This window comes from Arthrobacter sp. BE255 (assembly GCF_031457335.1).
Classification (GTDB): domain Bacteria; phylum Actinomycetota; class Actinomycetes; order Actinomycetales; family Micrococcaceae; genus Arthrobacter.
This window is the reverse complement of the sequence record NZ_JAVDWK010000020.1, coordinates 38,165-64,979: the sequence shown is the minus strand read 5'-3', so window position 1 is coordinate 64,979 and position 26,815 is coordinate 38,165. Positions and strand designations below refer to the sequence as shown.

At 65.5% G+C, this 26,815-nt stretch carries 25 protein-coding genes; 9 read left to right on the top strand and 16 right to left on the bottom strand.

Features of this window, described 5'->3' with window-relative positions; translation table 11 throughout:
• Nucleotides 1-171 precede the first annotated feature (171 nt).
• From J2X42_RS22695 to J2X42_RS22650, 10 genes are all read right to left on the bottom strand, one after another.
• The gene (locus tag J2X42_RS22695; protein WP_310168315.1) at nt 172-1,758 is read right to left on the bottom strand and encodes a carbohydrate-binding domain-containing protein; all 1,587 of its coding nucleotides are present in this window, start codon (nt 1,756-1,758) and stop codon (nt 172-174) included.
• Between the two features lie 31 nt (nt 1,759-1,789).
• Nucleotides 1,790-2,578, bottom strand: coding sequence for a polyphosphate polymerase domain-containing protein (locus tag J2X42_RS22690; RefSeq protein ID WP_310168313.1), 789 nt, complete (start codon nt 2,576-2,578; stop codon nt 1,790-1,792).
• Nucleotides 2,575-3,309, bottom strand: coding sequence for a DUF4956 domain-containing protein (locus J2X42_RS22685; protein WP_310168311.1), 735 nt, complete (start codon nt 3,307-3,309; stop codon nt 2,575-2,577). Before J2X42_RS22685 ends, J2X42_RS22690 begins: the two co-directional genes overlap by 4 nt.
• A gap of 522 nt (nt 3,310-3,831) precedes the next feature.
• Nucleotides 3,832-5,712 carry a fibronectin type III domain-containing protein gene (locus J2X42_RS22680; protein ID WP_310168309.1) on the bottom strand — a complete coding sequence of 627 codons (1,881 nt, stop codon included), beginning with the start codon at nt 5,710-5,712 and terminating at the stop codon, nt 3,832-3,834.
• A 167-nt stretch (nt 5,713-5,879) separates the two neighbouring features.
• The gene (locus J2X42_RS22675; protein WP_310168307.1) at nt 5,880-6,992 is read right to left on the bottom strand and encodes a bifunctional glycosyltransferase family 2/GtrA family protein; all 1,113 of its coding nucleotides are present in this window, start codon (nt 6,990-6,992) and stop codon (nt 5,880-5,882) included.
• A gap of 8 nt (nt 6,993-7,000) precedes the next feature.
• Complete coding sequence (locus J2X42_RS22670) at nt 7,001-7,981, bottom strand: phosphodiester glycosidase family protein (protein WP_310168305.1); 981 nt, start codon at nt 7,979-7,981, stop codon at nt 7,001-7,003.
• Nucleotides 7,982-8,117: 136 nt separating this feature from the next.
• Nucleotides 8,118-8,756: a methyltransferase gene (locus tag J2X42_RS22665; RefSeq protein WP_396134135.1), complete on the bottom strand. Its 639-nt coding sequence runs from the start codon at nt 8,754-8,756 to the stop codon at nt 8,118-8,120.
• Between the two features lie 2 nt (nt 8,757-8,758).
• Nucleotides 8,759-9,769 (bottom strand): tripartite tricarboxylate transporter substrate binding protein, encoded by a 1,011-nt coding sequence (locus J2X42_RS22660; RefSeq protein ID WP_310168303.1) that lies wholly within the window; start codon nt 9,767-9,769, stop codon nt 8,759-8,761.
• Nucleotides 9,766-11,289 (bottom strand): tripartite tricarboxylate transporter permease, encoded by a 1,524-nt coding sequence (locus tag J2X42_RS22655; RefSeq protein WP_310168302.1) that lies wholly within the window; start codon nt 11,287-11,289, stop codon nt 9,766-9,768. The genes J2X42_RS22660 and J2X42_RS22655 overlap by 4 nt, the downstream gene beginning before the upstream one ends.
• A gap of 2 nt (nt 11,290-11,291) precedes the next feature.
• Entirely contained in the window at nt 11,292-11,888 is a 597-nt protein-coding gene (locus J2X42_RS22650; protein ID WP_310168301.1) for a tripartite tricarboxylate transporter TctB family protein, read from the bottom strand.
• 163 nt (nt 11,889-12,051) lie between these two features.
• Here J2X42_RS22650 and J2X42_RS22645 point away from each other — a divergent pair, with 163 nt between their 5' ends.
• Nucleotides 12,052-12,894, top strand: a complete 843-nt coding sequence (locus J2X42_RS22645; protein ID WP_310168299.1) for a MurR/RpiR family transcriptional regulator — start codon at nt 12,052-12,054, stop codon at nt 12,892-12,894.
• A complete protein-coding gene (locus tag J2X42_RS22640) occupies nt 12,891-14,090 on the top strand; it encodes an MFS transporter (protein ID WP_310168297.1) in 1,200 nt (399 codons plus the stop codon). Before J2X42_RS22645 ends, J2X42_RS22640 begins: the two co-directional genes overlap by 4 nt.
• Nucleotides 14,091-14,144: 54 nt before the next feature.
• Here J2X42_RS22640 and J2X42_RS22635 read toward each other — a convergent pair whose 3' ends face one another.
• Nucleotides 14,145-14,888 (bottom strand): GAF and ANTAR domain-containing protein, encoded by a 744-nt coding sequence (locus J2X42_RS22635; protein ID WP_310168319.1) that lies wholly within the window; start codon nt 14,886-14,888, stop codon nt 14,145-14,147.
• Nucleotides 14,889-15,342: 454 nt separating this feature from the next.
• Between J2X42_RS22635 and J2X42_RS22630 the strand changes: the two genes are divergently transcribed.
• The 7 genes from J2X42_RS22630 (at nt 15,343) to J2X42_RS22600 (ending at nt 22,115) form a co-directional block, all read left to right on the top strand.
• Nucleotides 15,343-15,801 carry a hypothetical protein gene (locus J2X42_RS22630; protein WP_310168295.1) on the top strand — a complete coding sequence of 153 codons (459 nt, stop codon included), beginning with the start codon at nt 15,343-15,345 and terminating at the stop codon, nt 15,799-15,801.
• Nucleotides 15,802-15,890: 89 nt separating this feature from the next.
• Complete coding sequence (locus J2X42_RS22625) at nt 15,891-16,730, top strand: hypothetical protein (protein ID WP_310168293.1); 840 nt, start codon at nt 15,891-15,893, stop codon at nt 16,728-16,730.
• Between the two features lies 1 nt (nt 16,731).
• Nucleotides 16,732-17,238, top strand: coding sequence for a hypothetical protein (locus tag J2X42_RS22620; protein WP_310168291.1), 507 nt, complete (start codon nt 16,732-16,734; stop codon nt 17,236-17,238).
• Nucleotides 17,235-18,482, top strand: coding sequence for an Ig-like domain-containing protein (locus tag J2X42_RS22615; RefSeq protein WP_310168290.1), 1,248 nt, complete (start codon nt 17,235-17,237; stop codon nt 18,480-18,482). Before J2X42_RS22620 ends, J2X42_RS22615 begins: the two co-directional genes overlap by 4 nt.
• 146 nt (nt 18,483-18,628) lie before the next feature.
• Entirely contained in the window at nt 18,629-19,207 is a 579-nt protein-coding gene (locus J2X42_RS22610; protein ID WP_310168288.1) for an adenylate kinase, read from the top strand.
• Between the two features lie 13 nt (nt 19,208-19,220).
• Complete coding sequence (locus tag J2X42_RS22605) at nt 19,221-20,093, top strand: NAD(P)-dependent oxidoreductase (protein WP_310168286.1); 873 nt, start codon at nt 19,221-19,223, stop codon at nt 20,091-20,093.
• A 222-nt stretch (nt 20,094-20,315) separates the two neighbouring features.
• A complete protein-coding gene (locus J2X42_RS22600; protein ID WP_310168285.1) occupies nt 20,316-22,115 on the top strand; it encodes a S8 family serine peptidase in 1,800 nt (599 codons plus the stop codon).
• A 94-nt stretch (nt 22,116-22,209) separates the two neighbouring features.
• On the opposite strand, the gene J2X42_RS22595 is transcribed toward J2X42_RS22600, so the two are convergent.
• From J2X42_RS22595 to chvE, 5 genes are all read right to left on the bottom strand, one after another.
• Nucleotides 22,210-22,407, bottom strand: a complete 198-nt coding sequence (locus J2X42_RS22595) for a hypothetical protein (protein ID WP_310168284.1) — start codon at nt 22,405-22,407, stop codon at nt 22,210-22,212.
• Nucleotides 22,408-22,421: 14 nt separating this feature from the next.
• Nucleotides 22,422-22,631, bottom strand: a complete 210-nt coding sequence (locus J2X42_RS22590) for a hypothetical protein (RefSeq protein WP_310168281.1) — start codon at nt 22,629-22,631, stop codon at nt 22,422-22,424.
• 37 nt (nt 22,632-22,668) lie between these two features.
• Entirely contained in the window at nt 22,669-23,979 is a 1,311-nt protein-coding gene (gene mmsB / locus J2X42_RS22585; protein WP_310168279.1) for a multiple monosaccharide ABC transporter permease, read from the bottom strand.
• 4 nt (nt 23,980-23,983) lie between these two features.
• Nucleotides 23,984-25,513 carry a multiple monosaccharide ABC transporter ATP-binding protein gene (gene mmsA / locus J2X42_RS22580; protein ID WP_310168277.1) on the bottom strand — a complete coding sequence of 510 codons (1,530 nt, stop codon included), beginning with the start codon at nt 25,511-25,513 and terminating at the stop codon, nt 23,984-23,986.
• Between the two features lie 109 nt (nt 25,514-25,622).
• Nucleotides 25,623-26,747: a multiple monosaccharide ABC transporter substrate-binding protein gene (gene chvE, locus J2X42_RS22575; RefSeq protein WP_310168276.1), complete on the bottom strand. Its 1,125-nt coding sequence runs from the start codon at nt 26,745-26,747 to the stop codon at nt 25,623-25,625.
• Nucleotides 26,748-26,815: the final 68 nt, after the last annotated feature.

Below are 26,815 nucleotides of genomic sequence, written 5' to 3'. Positions count from 1 at the left end.
CCTCTTCGCCATGCTCCGCGATGGCAGCCTCTACCACCCCAAAACACCCCAAACCCCTTGACGAACAACATAGGGACACTCTCACTTCCTGCAGGAAAATGCCGGTCCCTCTCTCACCTGGTGAGAGAGGGACAGGCAAAAACGCGCATTAAGTGAGAGAGCGTGCCAGGGTTAGCGGCGGCCGCCGAAGCCGCCCCCGCCGCCGGGGCCCTCGGACGCGGTGTACTCGCCGGCCGTCACGGTGCCAACCTGGTCTGCGCCGTCGAGGGATCCTTCGCCCACCCCGGCGCTGACCGTGGCGGTGCCGCCGGTGTAGACGGTGTACTCCTCGCCTTCAGTAATGGCGGCGGAGGAGAACACCAGGGAAGCCGTGGTTTTGGTGGTCACGAAGGCACTTACCACGTTGCCCGCGGAATCGGCGATCTGCACCACGGTGCCGGCCGGGACGGCCGATCCGAGCGTCACCTGCACGCCGGACTGGGTGGAGGAGGTGCCCGGTGTGACCACCATGCCAACGCTGCCGGCTGCCGCCACGGTGCCGCCGGTGACGGTCAATTCGCCGTTGACGTCCAGGGCCCCATTGCCGGAGTTCGTGGGGCCGTTGACCACCACTGTGCCGCCGGAGATGCTGGCGTTGCCGTTGGAGTCCAGTCCGTCGCCCTGCGAGTTGATGGTCAGCGAACCGCCGGTGACTTCCACCGTGTAGTCGCCCACGGCCATCTCGCCGCCCCCGCCCATCCCGCCACCGGAAGCGGAGGTGGAGGCCCCGCCCGAGGCATTCACGCCGTCGTCGTTCGCCGTGACGTTGGCCGTTCCGCCGGACATCACGATGTGCTGGGCCTCGAGGCCTTCCTCGGACTCTTCCACGGTGGCGACGCCGGCGGCGATGGTGAGCGTGTTGAAGGCCTTGATGCCGTCGTCGCCCGCGCTGACGTTGAGGGTTCCGCCGTTGATGAGGACCCAGCCGCGGCCTTCGTCCTCCTCGTTGTCGGACTTGAAGCCGTCGTCGCCGGCGGTGACCTGGTAGGCGCCGTCGAGCAGGACCGCGTAGTCCTTGCCCACGATGCCGTCGTCCGTGGCGTCCACGGTGACGTTGCCGGCGGCCAGCACCAGGCCGTCCTTGGAGGAGATGCCGTCGTTGAAGTTGCCGTCCACAGTCAGCGAGCCGGTGCCGGCGATGGTGAGGTCCGCCTGGGAGTAGAGGGCGGCGTTCGGGGCGTCCTCGGCGGTGTCCGAGTAGGCGGAGGCGTCGCTCAGGGAGTTGGACGTGCCGTCCTCCAGGTACACGATGGCCTCGTTGGCGTTTTGCACCACAAACGGCGAGCCCGTGGAGCTGGAGACCTCGGCGCCATCCAGGATGATGCGCACCACGTCTTCCTCGCCGGCGGCCACCACCACCTGGCCGTCGGACAGCGAACCGCTCAGCCGGTAGGTGCCGGCCGCGCTGATGGTGACGGTGTCGCCGTCGACCTTTACCGCGTCCGACGACGTTCCGGAGGCGACACTGCTGGCACCGTCCGCCAGGGTCACGGCTACTTCGGCAGCCGCATCCCAGGTGAGGTCATCGGCGTCGTAGTGGGTGTCCGCGGCGAGGGTGTCCAGCGACACCGCGGCCTGGGCGGTTCCGGAGGTGGTGGACGAGTTGGCGGAGGTCCCGGTAATGGACGTGCCGGTGCCGGTGCCGGCGGCGGAGCAGCCGCCCAGGCCAACGGCGAGGGCGAGGGCGGTGACGGAAAGGGCGGTGCGGAAGCGGTTCATGGTGTGTTCCTTTGAAATCTGCGGGGGTGGGTCAGGCGGCGGGGCGGAGGTTCATGGTGCGGCGGAGCGTGCGGTTCCAGCGGTTGGCCGGCAGCTCCGGGCAGAGCGCCGCCATGCCGGTGGCGAACTTGGAGATCCTGGAGGGCCGGACGCCGTGGGCCCAGAGGTGCCGGTCCAGCGGGCCGGACGCCGAGCCGGACTTGGTTTCGAGGATCACCGCGCCGTCCAGGACCCAGGCCTGTTCGCCGGGGCGCTGCCAGGTGACGTTGGTGTCGATGGTGGCCCGGCTGCCGGATTCCGGCAGGTAGAGCGTGGTGCGGTGGTAGCGGGTTTCCAAGACCGGCCCGAGGGGTCCGGCGGGAGCCCCGCCCACCGCCGTCGCAAGGGTTTCGTGGACGTAGTCCAGGCCTTCCGCCGTCAGCCGGGACCGGTCCGAGAGCTCGTAGGATATGCGTTCCTTGACGGTGGCTTCGCGGGCGCCTTCGGTCTTGACCTCCAGGAAGCTGATGGCGCTGTCCACGTACGTCCTGGTGCGGACCTTGTAGCGTCGCCGGCGGCCGTGGGCGGCGAGGAGGTAGCTGTCCAGCTGCGCGGTGTCGAAGTAGACGGAGTCGTAGGCGAAGCAGCGGGAGCCGTCCATCTCCAGGACCCGGACCTCGCCGTCGAACGTGGCCAGGAGCTCCTGCGCCAGGTCCTCGGGGACCACGTACTTGCGGTCCACCCGGGTCTGCAGCGCGGCTTCGGCGTTCAGCTCGTCCAGCCCCACGGCTGGCAGCCCGCTTAGGCCGCTGACGACGCCGGCGCCTGCGGGGGCGCTCATGCCGCACCTGCCGAGGCGTGGACGGGGTCGGAGGCGTGGACGGGAGCGGACGACGCCGGTTCGGATCCGCCGGCGTCGGGCGTCGCCAGCGGGGCGGGTACCGGCGGCAACGGCTGGGATGACGAATAAGGTGCCGGTTCTGCGTGCCGGGGCGCCGCCGCCGGAAGATAGGTTGCGGCGGCAGGGCGGGGGTTGTAGGCGTAGCGGACGTCCACGATGGTTTTGTCGTTGACCAGGTCGAGTTCCTGGATGGTGGCGGAGTGGACCTTGCCGTGCAGGACTTCCTCAAGCCGGGCGTACAGTTCGGCATCCTCGGCCAGGGCCCGGTCCAGGATCACCGTCTGGTGCCGGTGGGCGGGCAGGACGCGGGGGTGGTCACCGACGAACATCACCAGCAGGATCAGGCCCATCAGCGACGCGGTGAGCCAGATCGGCTCGATGCCGAGGCCGGCGATCAGGCCCAGTGCCAGGGCCGAGAAGTAGTAGGCCACCTCGTGCTGCGACAGTTCGGTGGAGCGGAGCCGGATGATCGACAGGACACCGAAGAGGCCAAGTCCCAGGCCGAGTCCGGCAGCGGAGCCGGACAGCGCCGTGGCCACGGCCAGCACTCCCACGTTCATGCCCAGGTAGGACACCACCAGGTCACGGCGGCGGTGGCGGCGCAGGTAGAGGACGAACGTGAGGATGCTGATGGCCGCCAGGTCTGCGGCAATGAAAATAAGGGAAGTCATCGGATTCTCCGGAATCTGTTGGTGGGCTGTCCTTTACGATCCACGGCCAATCTGTGCAGGTGCTGTGACGGGACCTAGGCAGGAATATGAGTGCCGGTTGGGGCGCTGCAGCGATTCAGCTTCATCTAATCCGCCCAGAGCTTACGGCTGCGGAAGCCTGACGCCAGCAGGGCAGGCGAGCGGACAAAATGTGGGTCCGAGCCTGGCGGCATCGGATCTGCCGCCTTCGCTGTACATACGATCTATTCCCGGTCCGTCTTGGTGGGCTTCGTCAACGCGCTGCTCGGGTCTCGTTTTTGATCATCGTATTCGGCCCGCCGAAGTTCGCCAGTGGCGCGCCAGTTCGGGTGGTCGCCATCGTCGCAGTCACCTTTATTGCCGTGCTCGCGTCCATCGGTGTTCCCACTGGCATTGCTGCTGGGCTACCGGAGAGCACAGCCTGGGCACATTGCCAATTCTCACAGCACTCAGAAAAGCCGCCCGTTAGGGCGGCTTTTTGGGTGGCGGGCTGTGGCCCTGGGGTTATTGAGCGCGGAGGGCGACGAGCCAACCGGCCCATTCGCGGGCCGAACCGCTGCTCCATACCCAGGACTTGCTGCCCGAGGAACCGGCGGCTGCCTGAAGGCCATCGTCAAGCTCCGTGCGCTTACCACCGAGGTCATACACTTCCGTCATGCCTGACGGGCCAGTGATGGCGATAGTGGTGTTGCTTGAGTTGATGGCGATTGCGCCAACGAGCATAGCTCCGGCGGTCGTTGTGGTGACTCCAGTAACCGTGCCCGTGGAGGCAGCGACGGCTGACGCGGCTACCGAGGCTGTTGTGTCCAACGGCGTTGTGGTGTTCACTCCCGTGTAGCAGCTGATGCCGCCACCGCTGGCGACCGACCCTGCCGTGGTCCACGTGTAGCTGGCAGGTTCGGACGCACCCATGACGTGGTAGTAGCCATACAGATGCGGGTTGGAGATCGACGTGATTGCGGCAAACTGGGTCCAGCCGGTCGGGGCCGCTGAAACGGTCGAGCCGTTGATCGCCAATGAGGCGACACAGACCTGGCCTTCCGCGGCCGAAGCGGGCTTGGAAATGGTGTGGCTCGTGGTAGCCGTGGTGTTAACCAATGTGCTCATGCCCTGGCGCTGAATCCCGCCTGTCTGAGCATTTGTGGTGACGGTGAGACTTGTCGACGGGTTTGAAAGGTTCGTGGCGGCGTCGTAAGCCCTGACCGTGTACGTGTAAGCAGTGGCCGGCGATAGACCTGAGTCGGTATACGTGCGGCCCGGCTGATCAGCAACTTGTGTGCCGTTGCGATAAACCCTGTAGCCGGTGACGCCGACATTATCGGTAGCGGCGTCCCAGGCCAGGGCAACCGTAGTCGTGGTTTTCGATGGTGAGGATAGGTTGGCTGGGGTGCTCGGAGCCGTGGTGTCGGCGACGGCGCCGTTGTTGACGTCAAATGGCACGATCAGGACGCCCGAGGTGGTGGAGTTACGGCCGTGCTGGTCATTGCATTCGGCGCGCAGGAACAGTGTGTGCCTGCCATTGGTCAGCTGCCTGGTGTCGATACCAATCGGGGCATCGTACTCTCCGCTCGCCTGACGGATGATTCTACCGGGAATGTTGTTATGGAAATCTGGGTCGATGCGGACTTCATGGGCCGTGACGGGCGGGTCGCCAGCGTCGCCGTGCCAAACCATCTTGACAGCGGGGGACCATATGCCGCTGATGGGAGCATCAGGAACTGGAACGGTCATGAGGTCCGCTTCACAATAGCCGCCTACCGCCAGATCGTTGCCTGGCGCTGAATACCATCCCTTACCACGCAAGTAGGTATCGCGGGAGATGTCCTTGACAGTGCGGGTGGGCGAGAGATCGACGTAGTACTGAAAATTCATGCTGGCGGTCATGCGGGCGGTGCTTGTCGTGCCGTTGGCAGCAAGGTCTTTGACGTCAGAGAAGAAACGCAGGCGCGTTTCTTTGAGACCATCGGTCGTGAAAATGGATGGGTCGACCGTAACCTGGCCCCAACGAGTGCACGTCCCTGGAGTGGAACAGGTCCAGCCTGCTTGGTAGAGCTTGGACTGCGTCGTCTCGATCGAGCTATCTTTCATGACAACCGATACATATGGCGTGGCGGTACTGCCGGTATTGACCTTTTGGAGGCCGGGATCATGTAAAACCATGCGGATGTCGAGCCTAAAGGGTCCGGTCATGGTTTCGCGTTCGGGGATACAAGCCCCCACGTGGATATGACCGTGGTCCGTACCGGCAGGAGCCGCGCCCTCGGTGGGCAACCACCAGGACTGGGAATCAACGAAGTGACGCTTTTCGGGATAACCCTCACAGGTGACGGGGTTGGGGGTATCGGCCACGGCGGGAGCGGGGGCGCCGAGTGCGGTGGCAGCCACGAGGAGTAAGGCTAATACGGTGCGCGTGGGTCGTTTGATATATACCGATCTCATCTGCATAAATGACTCCGTTCGATAATTTTTCCCGTGGCGGTCCCGGCCCTACGAGGGTCCTGAGATGTCATTCCATCAGTATCAAGCGGCAGACTGACCTTTACGCCGAGGCTTTAGCGTCGCGTGGCCGTGTCCCGGTTGCCGGCCTTCGCGGGCTGCTTCCCGGCAACCTGGCTGGATCCGTTCCTCCCGTGCACCGCTGTGGCCGTGCGCCGCGAAAAGAGAAACCGCTGCTGCACGGCGTAGCTGACGGCCAGGAGGGCGATTTCAGCGAGGATCTTCGCCGGGAGAGCGGCCACGGACAACGCGTCCAGGGCGTAGATGAGGCCGTAGTTGGCGGCCAGCAGGACGATCACCAGGCTGAAGTAGCGCAGGCCGGCAGCAGCGGCGGGCCGGTCCCGTCCGTGTTCGAACACCACACGCCGGTTGACGAGGAAGTTCACGGCCGAGCTCACGGCCCGGGCACCCACGACGGCCAGCAGCAGCGAGTCGGTGACCAGTGTCAGCAGCAGGAACACCACGGTGTCCACGAGGAACGCTGTGAAGGATGACGCCAGGAACTTCAGCAGCGGGGCATAGATCCGGACGGAGTCCGCCAGCGGCCGGAAGTGCGAGCCCGAGTTGTGGTCCAGGTAGACGGTGGCGATGTCCACGGTGGAGATGGCGTAGCCGGCGTGCTTGGCTTCGAGCAGCAGGTTCAGTTCGTACTCGTAGCGCTCGCCGCGGATGGAGCGCAGCCACGGGAGCATGGCTGCCGGGTAGCCGCGGAGTCCGGTCTGGGTGTCGGAGATGCGCTCGCCGGTGGCCAGTGTGAACAGCAGCCGGGTGGCGGTGTTGCCGAATTTGCTACGGGCGGGGACGGCGCCGGTGAAGTTCCGGGTTCCCAGCACCATGGCCGGCGAGCCGGGCTGCACCGCTGCCGCCACCTTAAGGATGTCCACGATGGTGTGCTGGCCGTCGCTGTCCGCACAGACAACGTTGCGGCCCGGCAGGTGGTCCGCGATGAACCCGAACCCGGTCTTCAGTGCGAAGCCTTTTCCCCGGTTCCGCGCGTGTTCGATGACGTGGCACCCGAGTGCCTTGACGCCGTCGAACACGTCCTTGTAGCCGGGGCCGCTGCCGTCATCAACCACCACCACGGTGGCCCACGGCTCGGCGTCGCGGATGGATCGGATCAGGGCGGGCAGCTGCTGGTCCGGCTCGTAGGCCGGGATCAGGATGATCATGGCCGGCCCTAATCCGCGATGTAGAGGATGTCGGAGGTGCCGCGTTCCTTGTTCTCACCCAAGGGGTTGTTGACCAGTTCGCCGTTGAAGTACATGGTGGAGGATCCGCCACCGTCGATGTTGTACGCCGTGGTGGCGCCGAGGCCCTGCATGATTTCCGCCAGCCCGGTCATGGTGACTCCCGCGCTGTAGCCGGGGCTGCGGCCGTCCACCACCACAAACACCAGGTGGTTTTCGTCGATGATCCCGACGGCGGTGCGCGGCTGTTCGCCCTGGATGGAGTGGTTGCCGAAGTTGGTGTCCACCTCCACGTCCTCGATGCCGTCGGCCACTTCGCCGTTGTCCAGCAGGGACGGGCCGAAGGAGAGTGTGTTCCAGACGCCGTCGGCGAGAAGCTGCTCGGCGGTGGTGGTGGTTTCGTCGTAGACCTTGACGGTGCCGTCGCGGTAGAAGGCCATGCCCTGGCGGGCGCCTTCGTCGCGGAACACCACGCCGTTCCGGATCACGATGCCGGTGTCGCGGAAGCCGTAGTAGTCGCCGTTGATCGCGAAGATCGCGTTGTTGGCCTCTGCGATGGCGGACGTGGTTTCGGTGATGTTCTCACCGAAGCTGTTGTTGGCGAAGGCGGACTGGAGGGTTGTGGCGTCGTCGAGTACGACGTCGGCAACGTAGTAGGTGACGGTGCTGTCGCCGCTGCCGGTGGTCACCGTGGAGATGCTGATGTTCGAGCTGTCCGAGACGTAGGACGTATCGCTGGTGACGGCGGCAGTGGTGGAATCGGTTGTGGTGTCGGCCGTCGTGCTCTGGCCGGTACCCGACTGGCTGGCCTGGTAGGCGGAGACGTCCGAGATCTCCACGTGCTGGATCACAAACCGGTCCAGCGCCCAGGCCGTGGCACCTCCTGCGGAAAGCGTAAGGGCCACGGCCCCGGCGACGACGGCGCGCCGGACCCGGCTGCCCTTGCGTTGTTTGTTCTTGAGAGGAGTCATGCATCATTTCTAGGCAGCCAAGCTATCGCTTCGATTTGCCGGGTATGTGCTGAGCCTGTGAAAGAGGCCGGGCAGCGCAATGGCCGGCCCAACCGTGGTTGAGCCGGCCATGCGTTGGCCAATTGATGCCAGCGGGTCAGACGGAGGCGCCCTCGAAAGCGATGCGCTTGGCCGCTTCCTTCGCTTCGATCTTTTCCGCTTCGGCCAGAACCTGTTCGGCTTCGTCGCGCCGGACCACCACAACCCCGTCGGCGTCTGCCACCACAATGTCGCCGGGGGAAACCACGACGCCGTCAATCGCCACCGGGAGCTGCAGCCGGCCGGGGCCGAACTTGTAGGGTCCGGCGGGCGTGACCGAGCGGGCGAAGACGGGGAGTCCGCAGTCCGCGAGGGCGTCGGCGTCGCGGACGGCGCCGTCGATCACAAAGCCGGCCAGGCCCATGTTCTTGGCGCGGAGGCCGATCATGTCGCCGATCAGGGCACGGGACTGGTCCCCGCCGCCGTTGACCACAATCACGTCGCCCGGCTGGGCCTCGTCGAGGGCCTTGTGGATGTAGAGATTGTCGCCCGGCCGGGTCCATACCGTGTAGGCAGGTCCGGCGAGCTTGGCCCCCGGCCAGGAGGGCGACAGGGCCGACGCCACGCCGATGCGTTCCTGGGCGTCGCCGATGTTCGCTGCCGGGATGGCTGCCAGGCGGCGCACCAGCTCAGCGGTGGAGACGGGGGAGGTGTGTTCTGCCTGCATGGTGTCGCCGGCCTTTCTGCTGGTGTCCACGGTTACTGCTGCTTCAGGAGTTCATCGATGACCGGCTTGATCAGGGTTTCGCGCTCTTCCCACATCTTGCTGACCTCGGCGGCTGGGACCCAGGCCGGCTGCGTGGCCGCGCCCTTGAGCTTCTCCTGCACGGCCGGCGTCTCGGCGGCCTTCTTCAGCGACGACTCAAGCTTGGCCACAACTTCCTTGGGCGTCTTGGACGGGACGGAGAGGGCGAAGTTGCTGGCCATCGGCTCGACGTCGTAACCGGCGCTCTTCATCGTGGGCACGTCCGGCACAAACGTGCTCGGCTTGTCCTCGATGACTGTCAGGAGCTTGATGTCTCCGGACTTGTACTGGCCGAAGAAGCTGGACACGCCGCCGAGCGCGAAGTCCACCTCGCCGGAGACGATAGCCGCCACCTTGTCGGCCCCGCTGTTGTAATGCACGATGTTGAAGTCCAGGCCCAGCTTGTTCTCCAGCAGGCGCAGGTTGATGTGGTCGTCACCGGCGCGTGAATCGGTGCCCACGGTGATCTTGCCCGGTTCCGCCTTGACGGCGTCGAACAGGTCCTTGAGGGTCTTGTACTTGCTGTCCTTGTTGACGCCGATCACCACGGAGTTGGTGGCGAAGGAACCAATGGGCGTGAAGCTGCTGCGGTCGAATGCAGCCTTTTTGCTGGGGTCCAGGTAGCGGCCCAGGATGGAGGGGATGTTGGTGTTGCCGAAAGTGAGGCCATCCGGCTTGGACTGGGCGACGTAGTTCAGGCCGACCACCTGGCTGCCGCCCTCCTTGTTGACCACCTTGATGTTGGCGCCGAGATCCTCCTGCATGGCTGGTGCCACGATGCGGGCCAGGATGTCGTTGCCGGCGCCGGCGGCCGAGGGGACGATCCACTCGATGGTGGAGCCCGCCTTCGGGAAATCTGCGGCGGCGCTGCTGGTGGTGCTGCCGGCCTGTCCGCCGCAGCCTGTGAGGGCCAGGGCAACTGATGCGGCCAGTGCGGTGGTGGTCAGTGCGGTGAGTTTCTTCATTTCGCAAGCTCCTTTGGTGCGATGGGGGTGATGGTCTTTTTCTTCAGCATGGAAGCAATGAGGGGGCGGACTGCGCCGAACAGGATGGCCAGGACAATCACGCCGATGAGGGTGAGGCTGATGGGGCCCTGCAGGAATACGTTGTAGTCGCCGCGGGAAAGCGCCAGTGACCGCTGGAAGTTCTCCTCCAGCAGCGGGCCCAGGATGAGTCCCAGGACCAGCGGGGTGAGCGGCACTTTGACCAGCTGGAAGATGTAGCCGAGGATGCCGGCGCCGAGCATGATCAGGATGTCGAAGGCGCTGCCGTTGATGGAGTAGGTGCCGAGGAACATAAACGCCAGGATGGCGGCCATGAGGTAGTGGAACGGAACCTTAAGGACGGCGATCCAGACCCGGGCCAGCGGGACGTTGAGTACCAGCAGGATCAGGTTGCCCACGATGAGGCTGGCGATGATGGCCCAGGCAACGTCGGGGTTGTCGCGGAACAGCAGGGGCCCGGGGATCAGGCCGTTCATGGTGAACGCGCCAGCCATGATGGCCACGGTGGCGGAGGTGGGGATGCCGAGGGTGAACAGCGGGATCATGGACGAGACGGCGAGCGCGTTGTTCGCCGCTTCCGGTCCGGCGATGCCTTCCACGGCGCCCTTGCCGAATTCCTTGCTGCGCCTGGAGATCCGCTTTTCGGCGGCGTAGGAGGCCAGCGATGTTGCGGCGCCGGGGGAGCCGGGCAGGAGGCCCATAAAGAAGCCGATCACTGATCCGCGCAGCGACGGGAAGGCCGAACGCTGCAGGTCGGTGCGGGTGGGCAGGAGCCGGGCAACCTTGAGCGGGCTCGGAACACCGAGCGGACCCTTTTGGGCCTGGCCGAGGACTTCGCTGAGGCCAAAGACGCCCATCACGATGGCCACCAGACCCAGGCCGTCGAACAGTTCCGGCATGTCAAAGGTGAAACGGGCAATGCCGACGCCGGAGTCCACGCCGACGGTGGCGATGCCCAGTCCGGCCGCGGCGCTGAGCAGGGCCTTGGCCGGGTTGGAGCCGGCGAAGCTCGTGATGAGGGCGAAGCCCAGGAGGGAGACCAGGAAGAGTTCGGGTGCGCCGAATTCCAGGGCAAGCCGGCTGAACGGCGCCACCACCACGAAGCCGATGACGCCGATCAGGCCGCCGACGAAGGAAGCGAGTGCTGCGATCACCAGGGCGGGACCGCCGCGTCCCTGCTTGGCCATCTGGTAGCCGTCGAGCGTGGTGGCGATGGAGGAGGCCTCGCCGGGAATCCGGAGCAGGACCGCCGTCGTGGTTCCGCCGTAGGCCGCACCGTACAGGATGGCGGCCAGCATGATGATCGCGGAAGTGGCATCCAGGCCGAACGTGACCGGGATCAGGAGTGACACGGCCGCGGCCGGGCCGAAGCCGGGAAGGACACCCACGAGCATGCCCAGGACACAGCCGAGCAGTGCGAACAGGAGGTGTTCGGGGGTAAAGACGGTGGCCAGGCCGCCGAGGAGCTGATCGAATCCCATGGTTACAGCCCCAGTCCGGCAAGGAAATCGATGCTGGCCGTCGGCAGGGCCGTTCCCAGCCAGACCTCAAAGACCAGCCGTGACGCCAGCGCGGAACCCACAGCCACCAGGGCCGCCATCCACAGCTTCCGCTTGCTGACGAAGAACAGGATGGTCCCCAGCATCAGCGTCATCACAACGGTGTAGCCCAGCAGTGGGAGCAGCAGGGCGGCGAGGAGGATGGCGCCGGAGATGATCCCCACACGTGCCCACCCCTGGCGGTCCGGGAAATCCGGAGCGTCGGGTTCGTCGCTGTTGTCGTCGTCGAGCAGGGATACCAGCGCGGATTCGGATTCGTGGTGCGGCGGCAGCGACTCCACGGTGTCGCCGGTGACTGCTGCCGGGACGGGTGCCCGGCGCGCGGCCACCAGCTGGAGGGCCCAGAGGACACCGGCCACCGCCATGAGCGTGCCGGCCACTGTGGGAAAGAACCCGGCCCCCACGCCGGAGGTGTTCGTCAGCCCGTAGCCGGCGCCGACCACAGCCATGGTCAGGCCCCCGGCGACGGCCGCTGCGGCCACCGTCCATTCAAGCGCAACAGGTGCGTTGAGGGTTTGCATCTTCGTTGTCCGCCTCTCTGCGGCAAAGTGGAGAAAATAGGGGAAGCAGGATGAGCCCTAAAGCAAACTTGCAACCTTGCACAGGATTGCATGTCCGTGAGAGAGTGTCAAGCATCACAGTGTTTCAAGCAGGAACCTCAGGGAACCTCAAAGGAGAGCCAGAGTGGGTTTTAAAGCAGTAGTGGCCAGCAGTACGGTCCAGCTCAGCGCCTCGGAGGAGCGCGTCATGAACGTCCTCATGGGCGATTACATGTCAGGAATTCCCGCCGCGGAGGTTGCGGACCGGGCCAAGACCCACGAGTCGACCGTTGTGCGGCTCGCGAAGAAGCTGGGTTACCGCGGCTACCCGGACCTGCGCAACGACCTGCGCAAGGACGAGGCTGAGGTCCACGAGCAGCACGGCGGGATCATGCGAGGGGATACCGGCTACGACCTGTCCGCGTTCGTGGCAGATGAGATCGTCGCCCTGAAGCGGCTGCCGCACTTTGTGTCCCAGGAAGACCTGGACGCGGCCGCCAGGACCCTGCATGAATCCCGGACCATCTATCTGTTCTCGAGGGACGATGAGAAGCCCACCCGTGACCTGATGGCCCGGCGCCTGCGGCGGCTGGGCCTGACCACGGTGACGATGGGGACCGCGCCGAAGGATCTGGCCGAGCGGTTCATCAGCTTCGACGAAAACAGCACACTCATAGGCTTTGCGTTGCGTGAGGCTCCGATGCAGCTGGGTGCCCTGGTGTCCGAGGCTGCCCGGCGGGGAGGCAAGAGCATCCTGATCTCGGACGTTCCCGGCTACCATTTCCGCCCCAGCCCCGACCACCTCATTACCGCCAGGCGGGGCGACGACGGTGAGTACCGGACCCAGCTGATCCCCGTTCTCCTTGCCTATGCCCTGCAGCTGGCGGTCTTCCACCTGGACCCTGCCCGCTACCGGGCTGCCAGGGACGGAATCGAGGACCTGACCCGCCTGCTGGGCGGAGCGGACGAAATTCCGCTGCGGGCGTGAGTGCCGCCAGATGGCGGCGGGCGCTCAGCGCGCAGGCGGTCCTGGCCCAGGCCGCGTGGGTGGGAATCCGGCTCATCATCGGATACCGGGCCCTTTCCGAAGGCGCGGACCCCGTGTTCCTGGGCGTCCTGGCGTCGAGCTTCGCGCTGCCCGCGCTGCTGACCGCCCTGCCAGCGGGCCGGCTGGCCGACAGGTTCGGCGGCACCGCCATGGCCTTCATCGGGTTGCTGATGGCGGCCGCGGGTACGGTGCTCATGCTCGCCGTGCGGGGACTTCCCGTCCTGCTGGCTGCCAGCGCCATCATCGGCCTGGGGCACCTCATGGTGATGGTTGGCCAGCAGGCATTCGTTGCACACGTCAGCACTGAAGGATCCACTGACAGTGCGTTCGGTACGCTCACCGCCGCCGCTTCCATCGGCCAGCTCATCGGTCCGCCCGCCGTCACGCTCGTGGCCTCGCTGGGCATCGCAGACGGGGCTGCGCCCGACACCACCCTGGGGCTCCTGGTCTGCCTCGGCTTCAGTGCCCTGGCCACGCCCGCCTACTTCTTCCTGCGGCGGACCGACGCCGGCCTTCGCAAAGGCCGGCACACGACCGCCGCGGAGCCCGTCAGCGTGGCAGGTGTCCTGAAGGCGCCGGGACTGTGGCGCTCGCTGGTGGTCAGCGGGGCCGTGCTGGTGACCGTGGATCTGATGTACGCGTTCGTCCCGGTCTGGGCCACCGAGCAGAAAGTCAGCGCCGCCGTCGTGGGGATGCTGCTTGCCCTCCGGGCTGCCGTCTCCGTCGCGAGCAGGCTGGGCCTCACCCGGCTGATTTCGCGTTTCGGACGCAAGGCAATGTTGATCGTTTCCATCGGCGCGGCTGTCCTGTCACTGGCTGCCCTTCCGCTGGTGGGCCCCTATGGCGCCATTGCCGTGATGATCGGGCTGGGGCTGGGGCTCGGCATCCCCCAGCCGCTCACCATGGCCTGGGTGGTGTCACTCACCGCATCGTCGAGCCACGGGGCGGTCCTGGGACTGAGGATGACGGTCAACCGGCTGGCGCAGATCACGCTGCCGATCGCCGTTGGCTCCGTTGCCGCGCCCCTCGGCGTGCTGGGGATCTTCTGGGCCAACGCCGCGCTGCTCCTGGGAGCCATCGCGGTGGTGGCAGGGTCCGACGCCGGCCAGCCGCCCGGGGCGGATCCCATCACCTGACAGCTGGCTGGCCTCCGTCGGAAATGTTCGACGCCGGCCTGCCGCCGTCGGAGCTTACCCGTCGTAGTGCGTGCGCGCGGGTCCCTGCCCCAGGGAGTTGACCACGGCCGCGGCCACGTCGTGGAGCTTCGAATTGCGGGTGCTGGAGGCGGTCTTGAGGATCTCGAAGGCATCGAGCTGGCTGCAGCGGTTCTGGGCCATGATGATGCCCACGGCCATGTCGATCACAGTGCGGGATTCCAGCGTTGCCCTCAGGTTCGCTGCCGTCTCGCTGTAGTGCGCGAACCGCACGGCGAGGCGGAGGGCGAGGGATGTCTGGCTGACGAAGTCCGCCGCGAATTTGAGTACGCGGCCGTCAAACCGGTTGGGCCGCCGGGAGTACAGCAGCAGGGCGGCCTTCGTGTCCCCCTCAAGCTCGAACGGCAGGGCAAGGACCGAGCGGACCCCCTGGCCGAGGACGGCGGCAGAGTACTCCGGCCAGCGGTCGTCGTCCGTGACATCGGGGATATGGATGGTGGCCTGCTCCAGCGATGCGGCCATGCCGGGGCTGTCGGTGCACTCATACTCGATCTGGCCGATGGCCTGGGCATCCGGCCCGCTGCTGGCCACGGTGGCTGCCTTGCGCTCCCGCAGCAGGGTGATGCTGCAAAGGACTTCGTCGTCAAGGTCCGAGAGGCCCCGCACGGATACGCGGGCGAGCTCGTTAAGGAAGTCCTCAACATCGGAGCTGTTGAGGACGAGTTCATGCAGGTGCTCGGTGATGGATGTATCGGTTTTTGCTGTTGACTCGCTGGCCACGATTCTTGGTGCCATTCGCTCAGGTCAAAACGAGCCGGCAACGTCCCGCCAACCTCGAAGGGGGACTGGCGGTATGGGTCGCTGGATCGACGAACTTTCCAACGGCCTGCTGCTAAACCGATAACCAGAAGTATATACACGCTCTGGCCTGTGGAAACGTCACTTGGGAGGTACGCGCGGCACGGTTACGCACCGCTAGGTTTGTGGGCCGTGACGTGGCTAAGGAAGACGATCTGGCCAGGATCCTTGCCGCAAAACTGAGTACCCGGTCCGCAATCCAAGAGGTCACCGCCCGGGCTGTGCCCAAAAAACCAGTACTGCTACGCGTTGTTTGCGCTCTCGGCGCCGGGGAGTAGGGGCGTCATCGATCAGCCGGAAGTAAGTTCCCTTAGTGGTCCCCGATGGCTGTGCGTCTCACCGTCAAGCCTTTACCCCAGCCAAAGGAGTCTCACTCATGCGCAAAATGACGAAGAAGAACAAGGTCCTGGCAGCCGCCGGAGCACTTGCCCTGGTAGCCGGCGGCGGCGGCGCGGCCTACGCCTACTGGACCACCACGGGCACCGGTTCGGGCACTGCTACCAACTCGTCCGGCGGCGGCACGGTCACGCTGCATGCCAACTTCACCGGCGGACTTACCCCGGGGGACAGCCGCGCGGTGGATTACACGGCAGACAATGCCGACCCCAACACCAGCACCAAGGTGGGCGTCCTGACCGCCACCGTGACCACGAACGTCGCGGGCTGCCTGCCCGCCTGGTTCGGCGTCACAGCGGTCACCAGCAACACCACCGTCGCGGCGAACTCATCCGGCACCTCTGTGGGCAGCGGAACACTGACGTTCAATGACAGTGCAACCGTGGACCAGAGCGCCTGCAAGGGCGCCATTGTGACCATCACCGTCGGCAGCGTCTAACAAGCTTCGCCGGCGGGGGAGGAGACGAACCTTCCCTGCCGGCGAATTCCACCTCCCGCTCGAGTCAGACCAGGCCAGAAGGGCTAGACGTGCAGAACGAATCTGGGTACTTCCGCACAGCCATGCGAAGAACCACCACCGCAGTGAAAGTGCTGCTGGTGGGGCTTCTGGTCATGCTCGTTTCGGCGGGCACCATCTTCGCGGCCGGCCAGGGCGGGAGCCAGGGCAACAAACAGGGCGTCACCATCCAGGTGAATCCCTCCAGCCGGACAGTTGACCGGGGAGAACCGGTCAGCTATTCCGTGTCCCTCACCGCCGCCAACGGCTTCAGCGGCAGCATCACCCCCACTGTTTCGGGCCTTCCGGCCAATACGACGGCGGCCTTCGCACCGGCGTCGGTGACGCCGGGTTCCGGTAAAACCGCCACAGTCGTGCTGACCGTCGCCACCTCAGCGACCACACCGGAAGGAAAGTCGGACCTGACCATTGCGACGGCGGCCGGCGCCAGCCAGGCGGCCGGCGTTGTGGTCCAGCTCTATGTCCAGTCGTCCAAAAAAACGTTCAGCATTTCCGGGAACCTTGGTGCCCCGCTGACACCGGGAGCCACCATTCCGCTGAATCTCTCCTTCTCCAACGCCAACAACAAGAGCCTGGCACTGTCCAGCCTCTCGGTCTCCATCGCCGGCATCACACGGACCCAGGCTGCGGTTGCGGCGGGGCTCCCCTGTACAACGGCGGACTACGTGGTGACCAATTACAGCGGGGCCTATCCGCTCACCGTTCCAATGGGGTCCAAAACACTCCAATCCCTCAACCCGGACTCAGCACAGTGGCCCAAAATCGCCATGCTGGATACGGCGCTTAACCAGGACGGCTGCAAGGGCGCCACGCTCCAGCTCGCCTACTCCGGAGCAGGGGAGGGGAACTGACATGACCGAAACACCGAAAAAGACGTCCGGACGGCTGGCTGCCAAGACTGCGGCAGCAACCGTCGCCCTCTGCATCGCGACAGGCGCGGGCGCGGCCTACGCATACTGGGCATCAACGGGAGCGGGAACAGGATCCGCCACCAACGGCACCATGGCCACCGTGACCGTGGAAGCGCTGGTGGCCGGCGACAGCCCGCAAGGCACACTCGTCCCGGGCGGCACCGCCGATGTTGCCGTCCGGGCGCAAAACCCCAACAACTTCCCGGTCAAGGTTTACGCCATCCGCGGCAACGGGGCCGCGACGGCGGACGCCAACCACCCCGGCTGCACCACCACGGGCGTGACGTTCGTGGATCCTGCCGCCCCGCTGGCTCCCACAGTCACCATTCCGGCAAATTCGTCCGTCCTGATCGCCTTGCCGGCGGCCGCCGCCATGTCCACTGCATCGTCGTCCGGCTGCCAGGGTGCAACGTTCAGCCTGCCCGTCACCTTGGAGGCACGGAAATGAGCCGCCCCAGCCAGACCCCCCGGCGTTCCGAGTTCCGGCCGGGCAGGCACGCCCGCATCGCCGGAGTGGTGGCCGCAGCCCTCGTCATTTCCTGGGGCGGCCCCGCGGCGAACGCGTTCTGGCAGACGCTGGGCAGCAACGCCGGCACTGCCAAGGCCGACTCCATCCCCGCCGTAGCGGCCCCGGCTGCGTCGGTTTCCTCCGGTGCCGCTGCGGTCAGCTGGGCGCAAGGCACGACGGCGGCGGGACGCCCGGTTGCCGGGTACACCGTTGCGCGCTACTCGGCTGGGACCGGCGGCACCAAGGTTGCCGCCGCGGGTGGCTGCGCCGGAACCGTCGCCGCCCTGACATGCACCGAAGCAAACCTGCCGGGCGGCACCTGGTACTACACCGTCACGCCGGTACTCGGCGCCTGGGCTGGTCTGGAATCAGCACGCAGCGGGGGTGCCGTAGGAGATTCCACCCCGCCGGCGGCACCAACGATCGTTGCTCCTTCACCCGTCAATATCGCGAATGCCGCCAGCGCTCCTGTGAGCGGCACCGCCGAAGCCCTTTCCTCGGTGACAGTCACCGTCAAGGACGCGGGTGCAGCGCACACGGCCTCACAGACGGTAACCACGAACGGTTCCGGCCAGTGGACGGCAGCCAACTTCGACCTGACCACCTTTACCGATGGCACCATCACCTACTCGGCGGTGGCCACTGATGCGGCAGGCAACGCCAGCGCGCCCGGGACGGCGACGTCGACGAAGGACACGGTTGCGCCTACGGCCAAGGTCACCCTCGTCAACAGCGGCACACAAGGGACGGCCGAAAAGGGCGACACGGTTACCATCCAGTTCTCGAAGCCCATGAATCTCCCGTCCATATGCAGCACATGGGTGACTGGCCAGCAGCCTCCCGAAGCATCAGCCAATGGCGACGTGGTGGTAACGATTACCGGCACGAACCTGACCGTGAGCCGGACATTGGCCGGCTGCACCTTCAACATCGGGACGGTTTCGCTGGGGGCAACTTACGCAAACTCGGGCAATCTCACCTTCGAGGGAAATGGTGGCAATGCTTCGAAGATCGCCTGGAACAACAGCAACCAAACCCTCACGATCACGCTGGGACAGCGAGCCGGCAGCGCCAAACCAGGTGTGGGTACATCGTCCCCCACCGTGGCGCCACCGCCCGGGGTCAAGGACCTCAACGGCAACCAGGCTGTGAGTGCTCCTCCGGCAGCGGCGTCCAGGTTCTAACGACCCTTCAAGCTAATGCCAGCCTCCGGATCCCCTCCCGGAGGCTGGCATTGTGTTGCCAACTGTGGGCAGAATGAACCACGCGTTGGCGTTGCCGGCGACGGACCCCGAGACCAGCGGCGATGGCGCCGCAGAGGGACGTAGACATGACCAGACTGCTCATCATCGGTCCGCCCGGCTCCGGCAAAGGCACCCAGGCCGAACATATCGCGCGGCATTTCAACATCCCCGCCGTCTCAACCGGCGAGATCTTCCGGGACAACGTCGGCCGGGAAACTACGCTGGGCAAGGAAGCCTCCAAATACCTGGACGACGGCCTGTTTGTGCCCGACCACCTGACCAACGCCCTGGTGAAGGACAGGCTGCTGGACGCCGACGTCCAGGCAGGCTTCCTGCTGGACGGCTACCCCAGGACGGCGCCGCAGGTCACCGAACTGGACAACATGCTGGCCGCCCGGGACCAGCGAGTGGACGCAGTCATCGAACTCCAGGCCCCGGATGCCGAACTCGAACAGCGGATGCTGAAGCGCGCCCAGGACCAGGGCCGCAAGGATGACACCGTGGACGTCTTCCGGCGGAGGCTGGATCTCTACCACCGCGAAACGCATGAGGTAGTGTCCGTCTATGCGGGCCGGGGCCTGCTTGTCTCCGTTGACGGCAGCGGGAGCCCCGGCGAAATCACCGAAGCGGCCATCGCCGCCGTCGAGAAATTCCTCGCAACCTAGGACAGGAATACTCATGAGAATTGCGGTGACCGGCGGGAGTGGGAAGCTGGGGCGGCATGTTGTCCGCAGGCTCACGGCGGACGGGCATCAGGTGCTGGTCCTTGATCGTGCGGGGGACCGGAGCCCGGGCCTGGCCGTCGTGGACCTGCGCGACTACGGGCAGGTGGTGGATGTGCTGCTGGGACTGGATGACAGGCACACGGGTTTTGACGCCGTCGTGCATCTGGGTGCCGTCCCGGCGCCGGGCATCCTGCCGGACGCTGCAACGTTCGAGAACAACATGCTCTCCACCTACAACGTGTTCCAGGCGGCCCGCCGGGCCGGGATCAAGAAGGTGGTCTACGCCTCCAGTGAGACGGTGCTGGGACTGCCGTTCGACGTCGACCCTCCCTACATTCCCGTCGATGAGGAATACCCCGCCCGTCCGGAGAGCACGTACTCGTTGGTGAAGCACCTCGAGGAGCAGATGGCGATTGAGCTGACCCGGTGGGATCCGGAGCTGAGCATCGTGGCGTTGCGGTTTTCCAACGTGATGGACGCGGCGGACTACGAACGCTTCCCGTCCTTCGATGCCGACGCCACGCTGCGCAAATGGAACCTCTGGGGCTACATCGACGGCCGTGACGGTGCGCAGGCGGTGGCGCGGGCCCTGGAAAACGGGCGGCCCGGGTTTGAAGCGTTCATCATCGCCAACGCGGACACCGTGATGAGCCGTTCCAGCGCCAGCCTCGCCGCCGAGGTCTTCCCGAACGTGACCGTGACAAGGGAACTCGGTGAGCACGAGACCATGCTCTCCATCGGCAAGGCGCGGAGGCTGCTGGGCTTCGAGCCCGAACACAGCTGGCGGGCCTACCACCCCAACAGGACCACCCCCACAGAAGACTGACGGCCCAGGCCACTCCGGCGGGCGTTTCCCTCAAGGCAAACCACGGATTTCCGTAGCCGGCAAAGGGTTGGCGCAGGATTGGCGAAATTCCGGTTCGCGGCATGCAGCTGGCTCCTATTCTGGTGGTGGGCGGGGCCTCCCCGCCCGCCAATAACCGCCCAGCCGCCCTGCAAGGACCCTAAAATTCCTACACCACGCCTGCTCCGGCCCGCCGCTGCCGCGATGCTTGTTTCCGCCGTCGCCCTGACCGCCACCGGTTTTCCGGCAGCCGCTGTTGCCCCGGCCAGCGAGCCCAGCGTCCGCTACCTCGTCCGCTACGCCGCCGACGCCGACGTTGCCACAGAAACTGCAGCCATCCGCTCCCGCGGCCTTGGCGTGGGCAGGACGTTTTCGCACGCCGTCCGTGGCGCCGTTGTGACCGCAACGCCGGCTCAGGCCGAGGCGCTGTCCCGTTCAGGGCGGGTGGTGTCCGTGGAGGCAGACGCGCCGGTCACCATCTCCGAAACGCAGCAACCGGCGCCCTGGGGACTGGACCGGGTGGACCAGCGGGCCCTGCCACTTTCCGGCTCCTACAGCTGGACCGCGGCCGGTGCCGGGGTCAGCGCCTACGTGGTGGACACCGGCGTCCTCGCAACCCACACCGAGTTCGCCGGCCGCATCACGGCTGGCTGGACGGCGGTGGCCGACGGCCGCGGCTCCGGGGACTGCAACGGCCACGGCACCCACGTGGCCGGAACGGTGGCCGGGACCACCTACGGCGTGGCCAAGGCAGCGACAGTGGTCCCCGTCAGGGTCCTGGACTGCAACGGCTCCGGCTACAACTCCGACGTCGTCGCCGGACTCGACTGGATCGCAGCCAACCACGCTGCGGGCACTCCGGCCGTGGTCAACATGAGCCTCGGCGGGGCGGCCAGCGCAGCCGTGGACGCCGCACTCCAAAGCGTCATCAACGACGGCGTGGCCGCCTTTGTGGCCGCCGGCAACTCCGCCGTTGACGCCTGCGGCAGTTCCCCCGCCCGCGTTCCATCCGCCGTCACTGTGGCAGCCAGCGATTCCGCCGACCGGCAGGCCAGCTTCTCCAACTACGGCTCCTGCGTTGACCTCTACGCACCCGGGGTGGGCATCACGTCCGCGTCCTACACCTCCACCACGGCGACCGCCTCCATGTCCGGCACGTCCATGGCCACGCCGCACGCTGCGGGCGCGGGGGCTGTCCTGCTCGCCCAGAATCCGGCGCTCACGCCGGCGCAGGTTGCGGCGGCGCTGGCATCCGGCTCGACTGCCGGCGTCGTCAGCGGCACCGGAGCAGGCACGCCGAACCGCCTGCTCTACTCTGCCGGCGCGGCCCCCGTGTCCACCCCTCCGCCCGCCCCAGTGCTCCCCGCCCCGACGGTTACGGCCAAGTCACCTGGCGCGAATTCGACGGCGGTCCCCGTGGCCAGCAACGTCTCGGCCACCTTCAGCGCCGCAGTCCAGGGCGTGGGCAGCGGAACATTCGTCCTCAAGAATGCCGCCGGCGCCGTTATCCCGGCCGCAGTCACCTACACCGCCACAACGAAGACCGCCACCCTGGATCCGGCGTCCAACCTGGCAGTGGACTCAACGTTCACGGCAACCCTGGTGGGCGGAGCCGCCGCCATCCGCGACGCCGCCGGCACCCCGCTGGTTACCACCTCCTGGACCTTCGTCACCGGTCCGGCGCCCACGGTGACGGGCTTCGTCCCCGGCAGCAACGACCTCCTGGTCAGGCGTTCCAACAACGTGTCCGTGACGTTCAGCGAAGCGGTCCAGGGCGTAACAGCATCCACGTTCACGGTGAAGAACGCCGCGACCGGCGCCGTTGTTGCTGCCGCAGTTTTCCGGAACGGCACCAGCAACCAGTGGATCCTTGACCCGCAGCTGGCACTCGCCGCCAAAACCAAATACACGGTGACGGTCACCGGCGGCGCTGCAGCCATCCGGGACCTTGCCGGCAACCAGCTGGCCACCAGGACGTGGCAGTTCACCACGGGTTCGTTCTGACGCCTTCTCCGCCACGGCAAAAGGAGGCCGACGGCGGCAGTTGCCTGCCGCCGTCGGCCTCCTTTGCGTTACAGACGCAGTGGGCAAAACTCAATCAGCCCAACGGGACAATCTCATAGCCGTCGGTCCTGGCTACCATCTGCCGGCCATGGTTGCCGTTGAACTTCAGCCACATCACCGACGAGTCCGCCAAAACTGCCTCAACTTCGCCGGTACGGACGACGCTCCCCCCAGAGCGGAGTTCCACCCAGCAGCCAATCAGCTGATGCCAGTCTTCGGTTGCCTCGTCCACGGTTCCGGCAGCCCTCAGGAAACCAGTTCGCGGGTCATCCCGAAAGGAACCTGATCCGACAGGGTTGCGGTGTAGCGGCCCGGGGCGATACGGGTCACCAGGATGCCGTGCGTGCCGGTGAGGAGTGCCACTTCCTGGAGGCGACGGACGGCAGCATCAAGCTCTTCATCCAGAAGGTGCCGACTGGCGACATCTATCTCAATGCGGTCTATGGGGGTAGACATATCGGTTCCTTGTTAATAGTTGGGGCAGGGTTCTTGGTTACTCAGGCTTGACTGCGGAAACGGGGACCGGGCGATCCTTGGCCTGGTCCGTCGTCCCTGCGGGTGCCTGGGATTCCGAGGTGGCCGGCGGGGAAGTCCTGAGCTTGAACCGTTTCCCGATGGCGCTTCCTCCGCCGCCGCTGCGGTTCTTGTTGAAGATATCGAACCCGACGGCGAGCAGGAGGACCAGTCCCTTGATGAGCTGCTGGTAGTCGGTGCCCAGGCCCAGGATGGACATGCCGTTGTTCAGCACACCCATGATCAGGCCGCCGATCATGGCGCCGGCCACGGTGCCGATGCCGCCCTGGACTGCCGCGCCGCCGATGAACGCCGCGGCGATGGAGTCCAGTTCGAATCCCGTGCCGCCGGCGGGCTGTGCCGAGTTGAGCCTGGCCGTGAATACGAGGCCTGCCAGTGCCGCCAGGACGCCCATGTTGACGAAGAGGCGGAAAGTGACGGCTTTGGTTTTGACGCCGGACAGCTCAGCGGCGTGCAGGTTGCCGCCGATTGCGTAGGTGTGGCGGCCGAAGACGCTGTTGTTCATCAGCGCCGTGTACACGATGACCAGGACGGCAAGCACGATCAGGACGATCGGTGTGCCCCGGTAGCTTGCGAGGAGGAACGTGATGACCAGCATGAGCAGGGCAACGAAGGTGGTCTTGGTCGCGAACCAGGCCATGGGTTCGTTCTCGAGGTCGAACTTCTTGCGGATCCGGCGTTCCTTGAGCGCCTGGATGAGCAACGCGACCGTGGCACCGACGCCCAGGATGACGGTCAGCCATTCGAGCACTGATGTGCCCCCGGAAATGTCCGGGAGGAAGCCGCCGCCCAGTGCGCGAAGTTCGGAGGGGAACGGGGTGATCTGCTGGTTCTTCAGGGTGATCAGCGTCAGGCCGCGGAAGATCAGCATGCCGGCCAGGGTGACGATGAACGCCGGGATGCCGACGTAGGCGATCCAGTATCCCTGCCAGGCGCCGACGAGGGCTCCGACCAGGAGGCAGGCCGGGATGGCCAGCCACCAGGCCCAGCCCCAATGGACCATCATGACGCCGGCGACGGCGCCGATGAAGCCGGCGATCGATCCGACCGAGAGGTCGATGTGGCCGGCGATGATGACCATGACCATGCCGATGGCGAGGATGAGGATATAGCTGTTCTGGACTACCAGATTGGTGACGTTCTGCGGCTCGAGGAGGATGCCGTTGGTCAGTACCTGGAACAGCAGGACGATCAGGATCAGGGCAACGAAGATGCCAACCTGCCGGAGGCGGCTTGTCAGGAAGCCGAGGGATTCTCGTAGGGCGGACATGGTCCTATTCCTTCTCTTTGGTCATGTAGTGCATGAGGGTTTCCTGGGATGCTTCGGCGATGGGCACCTCGCCGGTGATGTGGCCGGCGGACAGGGTGTAGACCCTGTCGCAGATGCCGAGGAGTTCGGGCAGTTCCGAGGAAATGACAATGACCGCTTTTCCCTCCGCCGCAAGCCTGGCGATGATGGTGTAGATCTCGAACTTGGCGCCGACGTCGATCCCGCGGGTGGGTTCATCGAGGATCAGCACGTCCGGGTCCGAGAACATCCACTTGCTCAACACCACCTTCTGCTGGTTCCCGCCGGACAGTTTGCCGGTGATGGCAGCAACGGAGGGTGCCTTGATGTTCATGCTCTTGCGGTAGCCGTTGGCCACCACCGTTTCCCGGTTCTTGTCCACCCATCCGCCCTTGACCAGCTTGCGCAGCGCAGCCATGGAGATGTTCCGCTGGATATCCTCGATGAGGTTCAGGCCGTAGTGCTTCCGGTCCTCGGTGGCGTAGGCGATCCCGTGCCCGATCGCCTGGGACACGGTGGAGGTGTTGATTTCCTTGCCGTACTTGTACACCTTTCCGGACATCGCCGTGCCGTACGTGCGCCCGAAGACGCTCATGGCCAACTCGGTCCGGCCCGCTCCCATCAGGCCCGCGAGGCCCACCACTTCGCCCTTGCGGACATTCAGGCTGGCGTTGTGCACCACCATGCGTGTGTGGTCCTGGGGATGCCTGACGGACCAGTCCTCGATCCGCAGGACTTCCTCCCCGATCTTCGGGTCCCGGTCCGGGTAGAGGCTTTCCAGGTCCCGGCCCACCATGCCGCGGATAATCCGTTCCTGCGTGATCTGGCCTTCATCGAGCCGCAGCGTCTCGATGGTTTTGCCGTCACGGATGATGGTAACGGCGTCCGCGACTTTGCGGATTTCGTTGAGTTTGTGGCTGATGATGATGCTGGTGATGCCCTGGCCCTTCAGATGCAGGATCAGGTCCAGGAGATGGCCGGAATCCTCGTCGTTGAGCGCCGCTGTGGGCTCGTCCAGGATGAGGAGCTTGACTTCCTTCGAGAGCGCCTTGGCGATTTCCACCAACTGCTGCTTGCCCACGCTGATGTGCTGGACCGGAGTGATGGGGTTTTCGCTCAGGCCCACCCGGGCCAGCAGTTTTGCCGCCTCCAGATTGGTCTTCCGCCAGTCCACCCAGCCGTTCTTGGCCTGCTCGTTGCCGAGGTAGATGTTCTCGGCGATCGAGAGGTAGGGGCTCAGGGCGAGCTCCTGGTGGATGATGACGATGCCGCGTTTCTCGCTGTCGTTGATGCTGGAGAAGTTGCAGGGCTCGTTTTCGAAAAGGATGTCCCCGTCGAAGGAGTTGTGCGGGTAAACCCCTGACAGGACTTTCATCAGGGTGGACTTCCCCGCCCCGTTTTCTCCGCAGATGGCGTGGACCTCGCCCCGGTTCACGTCCAAGGTGACATCCTGCAGGGCCTTCACGCCCGGAAAGGTTTTGGTGATTCCTCGCATTTGAAGAATGGGTGTGTTCATCGTCAATTCCCACTGACTGGTTGGAAAACTGGACCGGCCTGCGGCTGCAGGGGCCTACGGGAAGGGGTTGCGGCCAGCCGTGCGGCCGGCCGCAACCCCGCAAGAAGAGTTACTTGACGTCGGCGTCTGTGTAGTAGCCGGAGTCGATGAGTTCCTTCTTGTAGTTGTCCTTGGTGATGATCACGGATTTGAGCAGGTAGGCCGGAACCACCTTGACCTTGTTGTTGTAGGTCTTGGTGTCGTTGACCTCCGGTTCCTGGCCCTTCAGCAGGGCGTCGACCATCTTCACGGCCTGGGAACCCAGCTGGCGGGTGTCCTTGAAGATGGTGGAATACTGCTCGCCGGCGATGATGGACTTCACGGAGCCCTTCTCAGCGTCCTGGCCCGTGACGACCGGCAGGTCGCCCTTGGCGTAGCCGCCCGTGCTGGTCAGAGCCGAGATGATGCCGATGGAGAGGCCGTCATAGGGGGAGAGCACGCCATTGAGCTTGGTGCCGGAGCTGTAGGCCGCAGTGAGGATGTCCTCCATCCGTTTCTGGGCCACAGGGGCCTGCCAGCGCAGGATGGCTGCCTGCTCGAACTTGGTCTGGCCGCTGGGGACCTTGAGGGTTCCGGCGTCCAGGTACGGCTTCAGCGTGTCCATGGCGCCGGTCCAGAAGAAGTTGGCGTTGTTGTCATCCGGGCTGCCGGCGAAAAGCTCAACGTTGAACGGGCCCTTGCCCTCCACCTTCTTGCCGGCGGCATCAACCAGGCCCAGCCCGGTCAGCAGCGACGTTGCCTGCTGCACGCCCACCGTGTAGTTATCGAACGTGGTGTAGAAATCAACGTTCGGGGTGCCGTTGATGAGGCGGTCGTAGGCGATGACCTTGACGTTCTGTTCCTTCGCCTTGGCGAGCACGTCGGTCAGCGTGGTGCCGTCGATTGCGGCGATAATGAGGGCCTTGGCACCCTTGGTCAGCATGTTCTCGATCTGCGATACCTGCGTGGGGATGTCGTCGTTGGCGAACTGCAGGTCAGTCTTGTAACCAAGTCCCTTCAGGGACTTTTCCACGTTTCCGCCATCGGCGATCCAACGCTCGGACGTCTGGGTGGGCATCGAGATACCCACCAGGGATTCGCTGGGATTCGCAGTGGCTTCCGGGGCGGCTGTTCCGCCCCGGCTTCCGCACCCTGTGGCACCCACAGTGACTGCGAGGACGACGGCGACGGCGCCCAGGAATTTCCTAATTCTCACGATTTCTCCTCCCGCGGAAGCTTGTCCGCGAAGTGGTGCTGGGTCGGCAGGCGTCTGCGCTTGCCGGT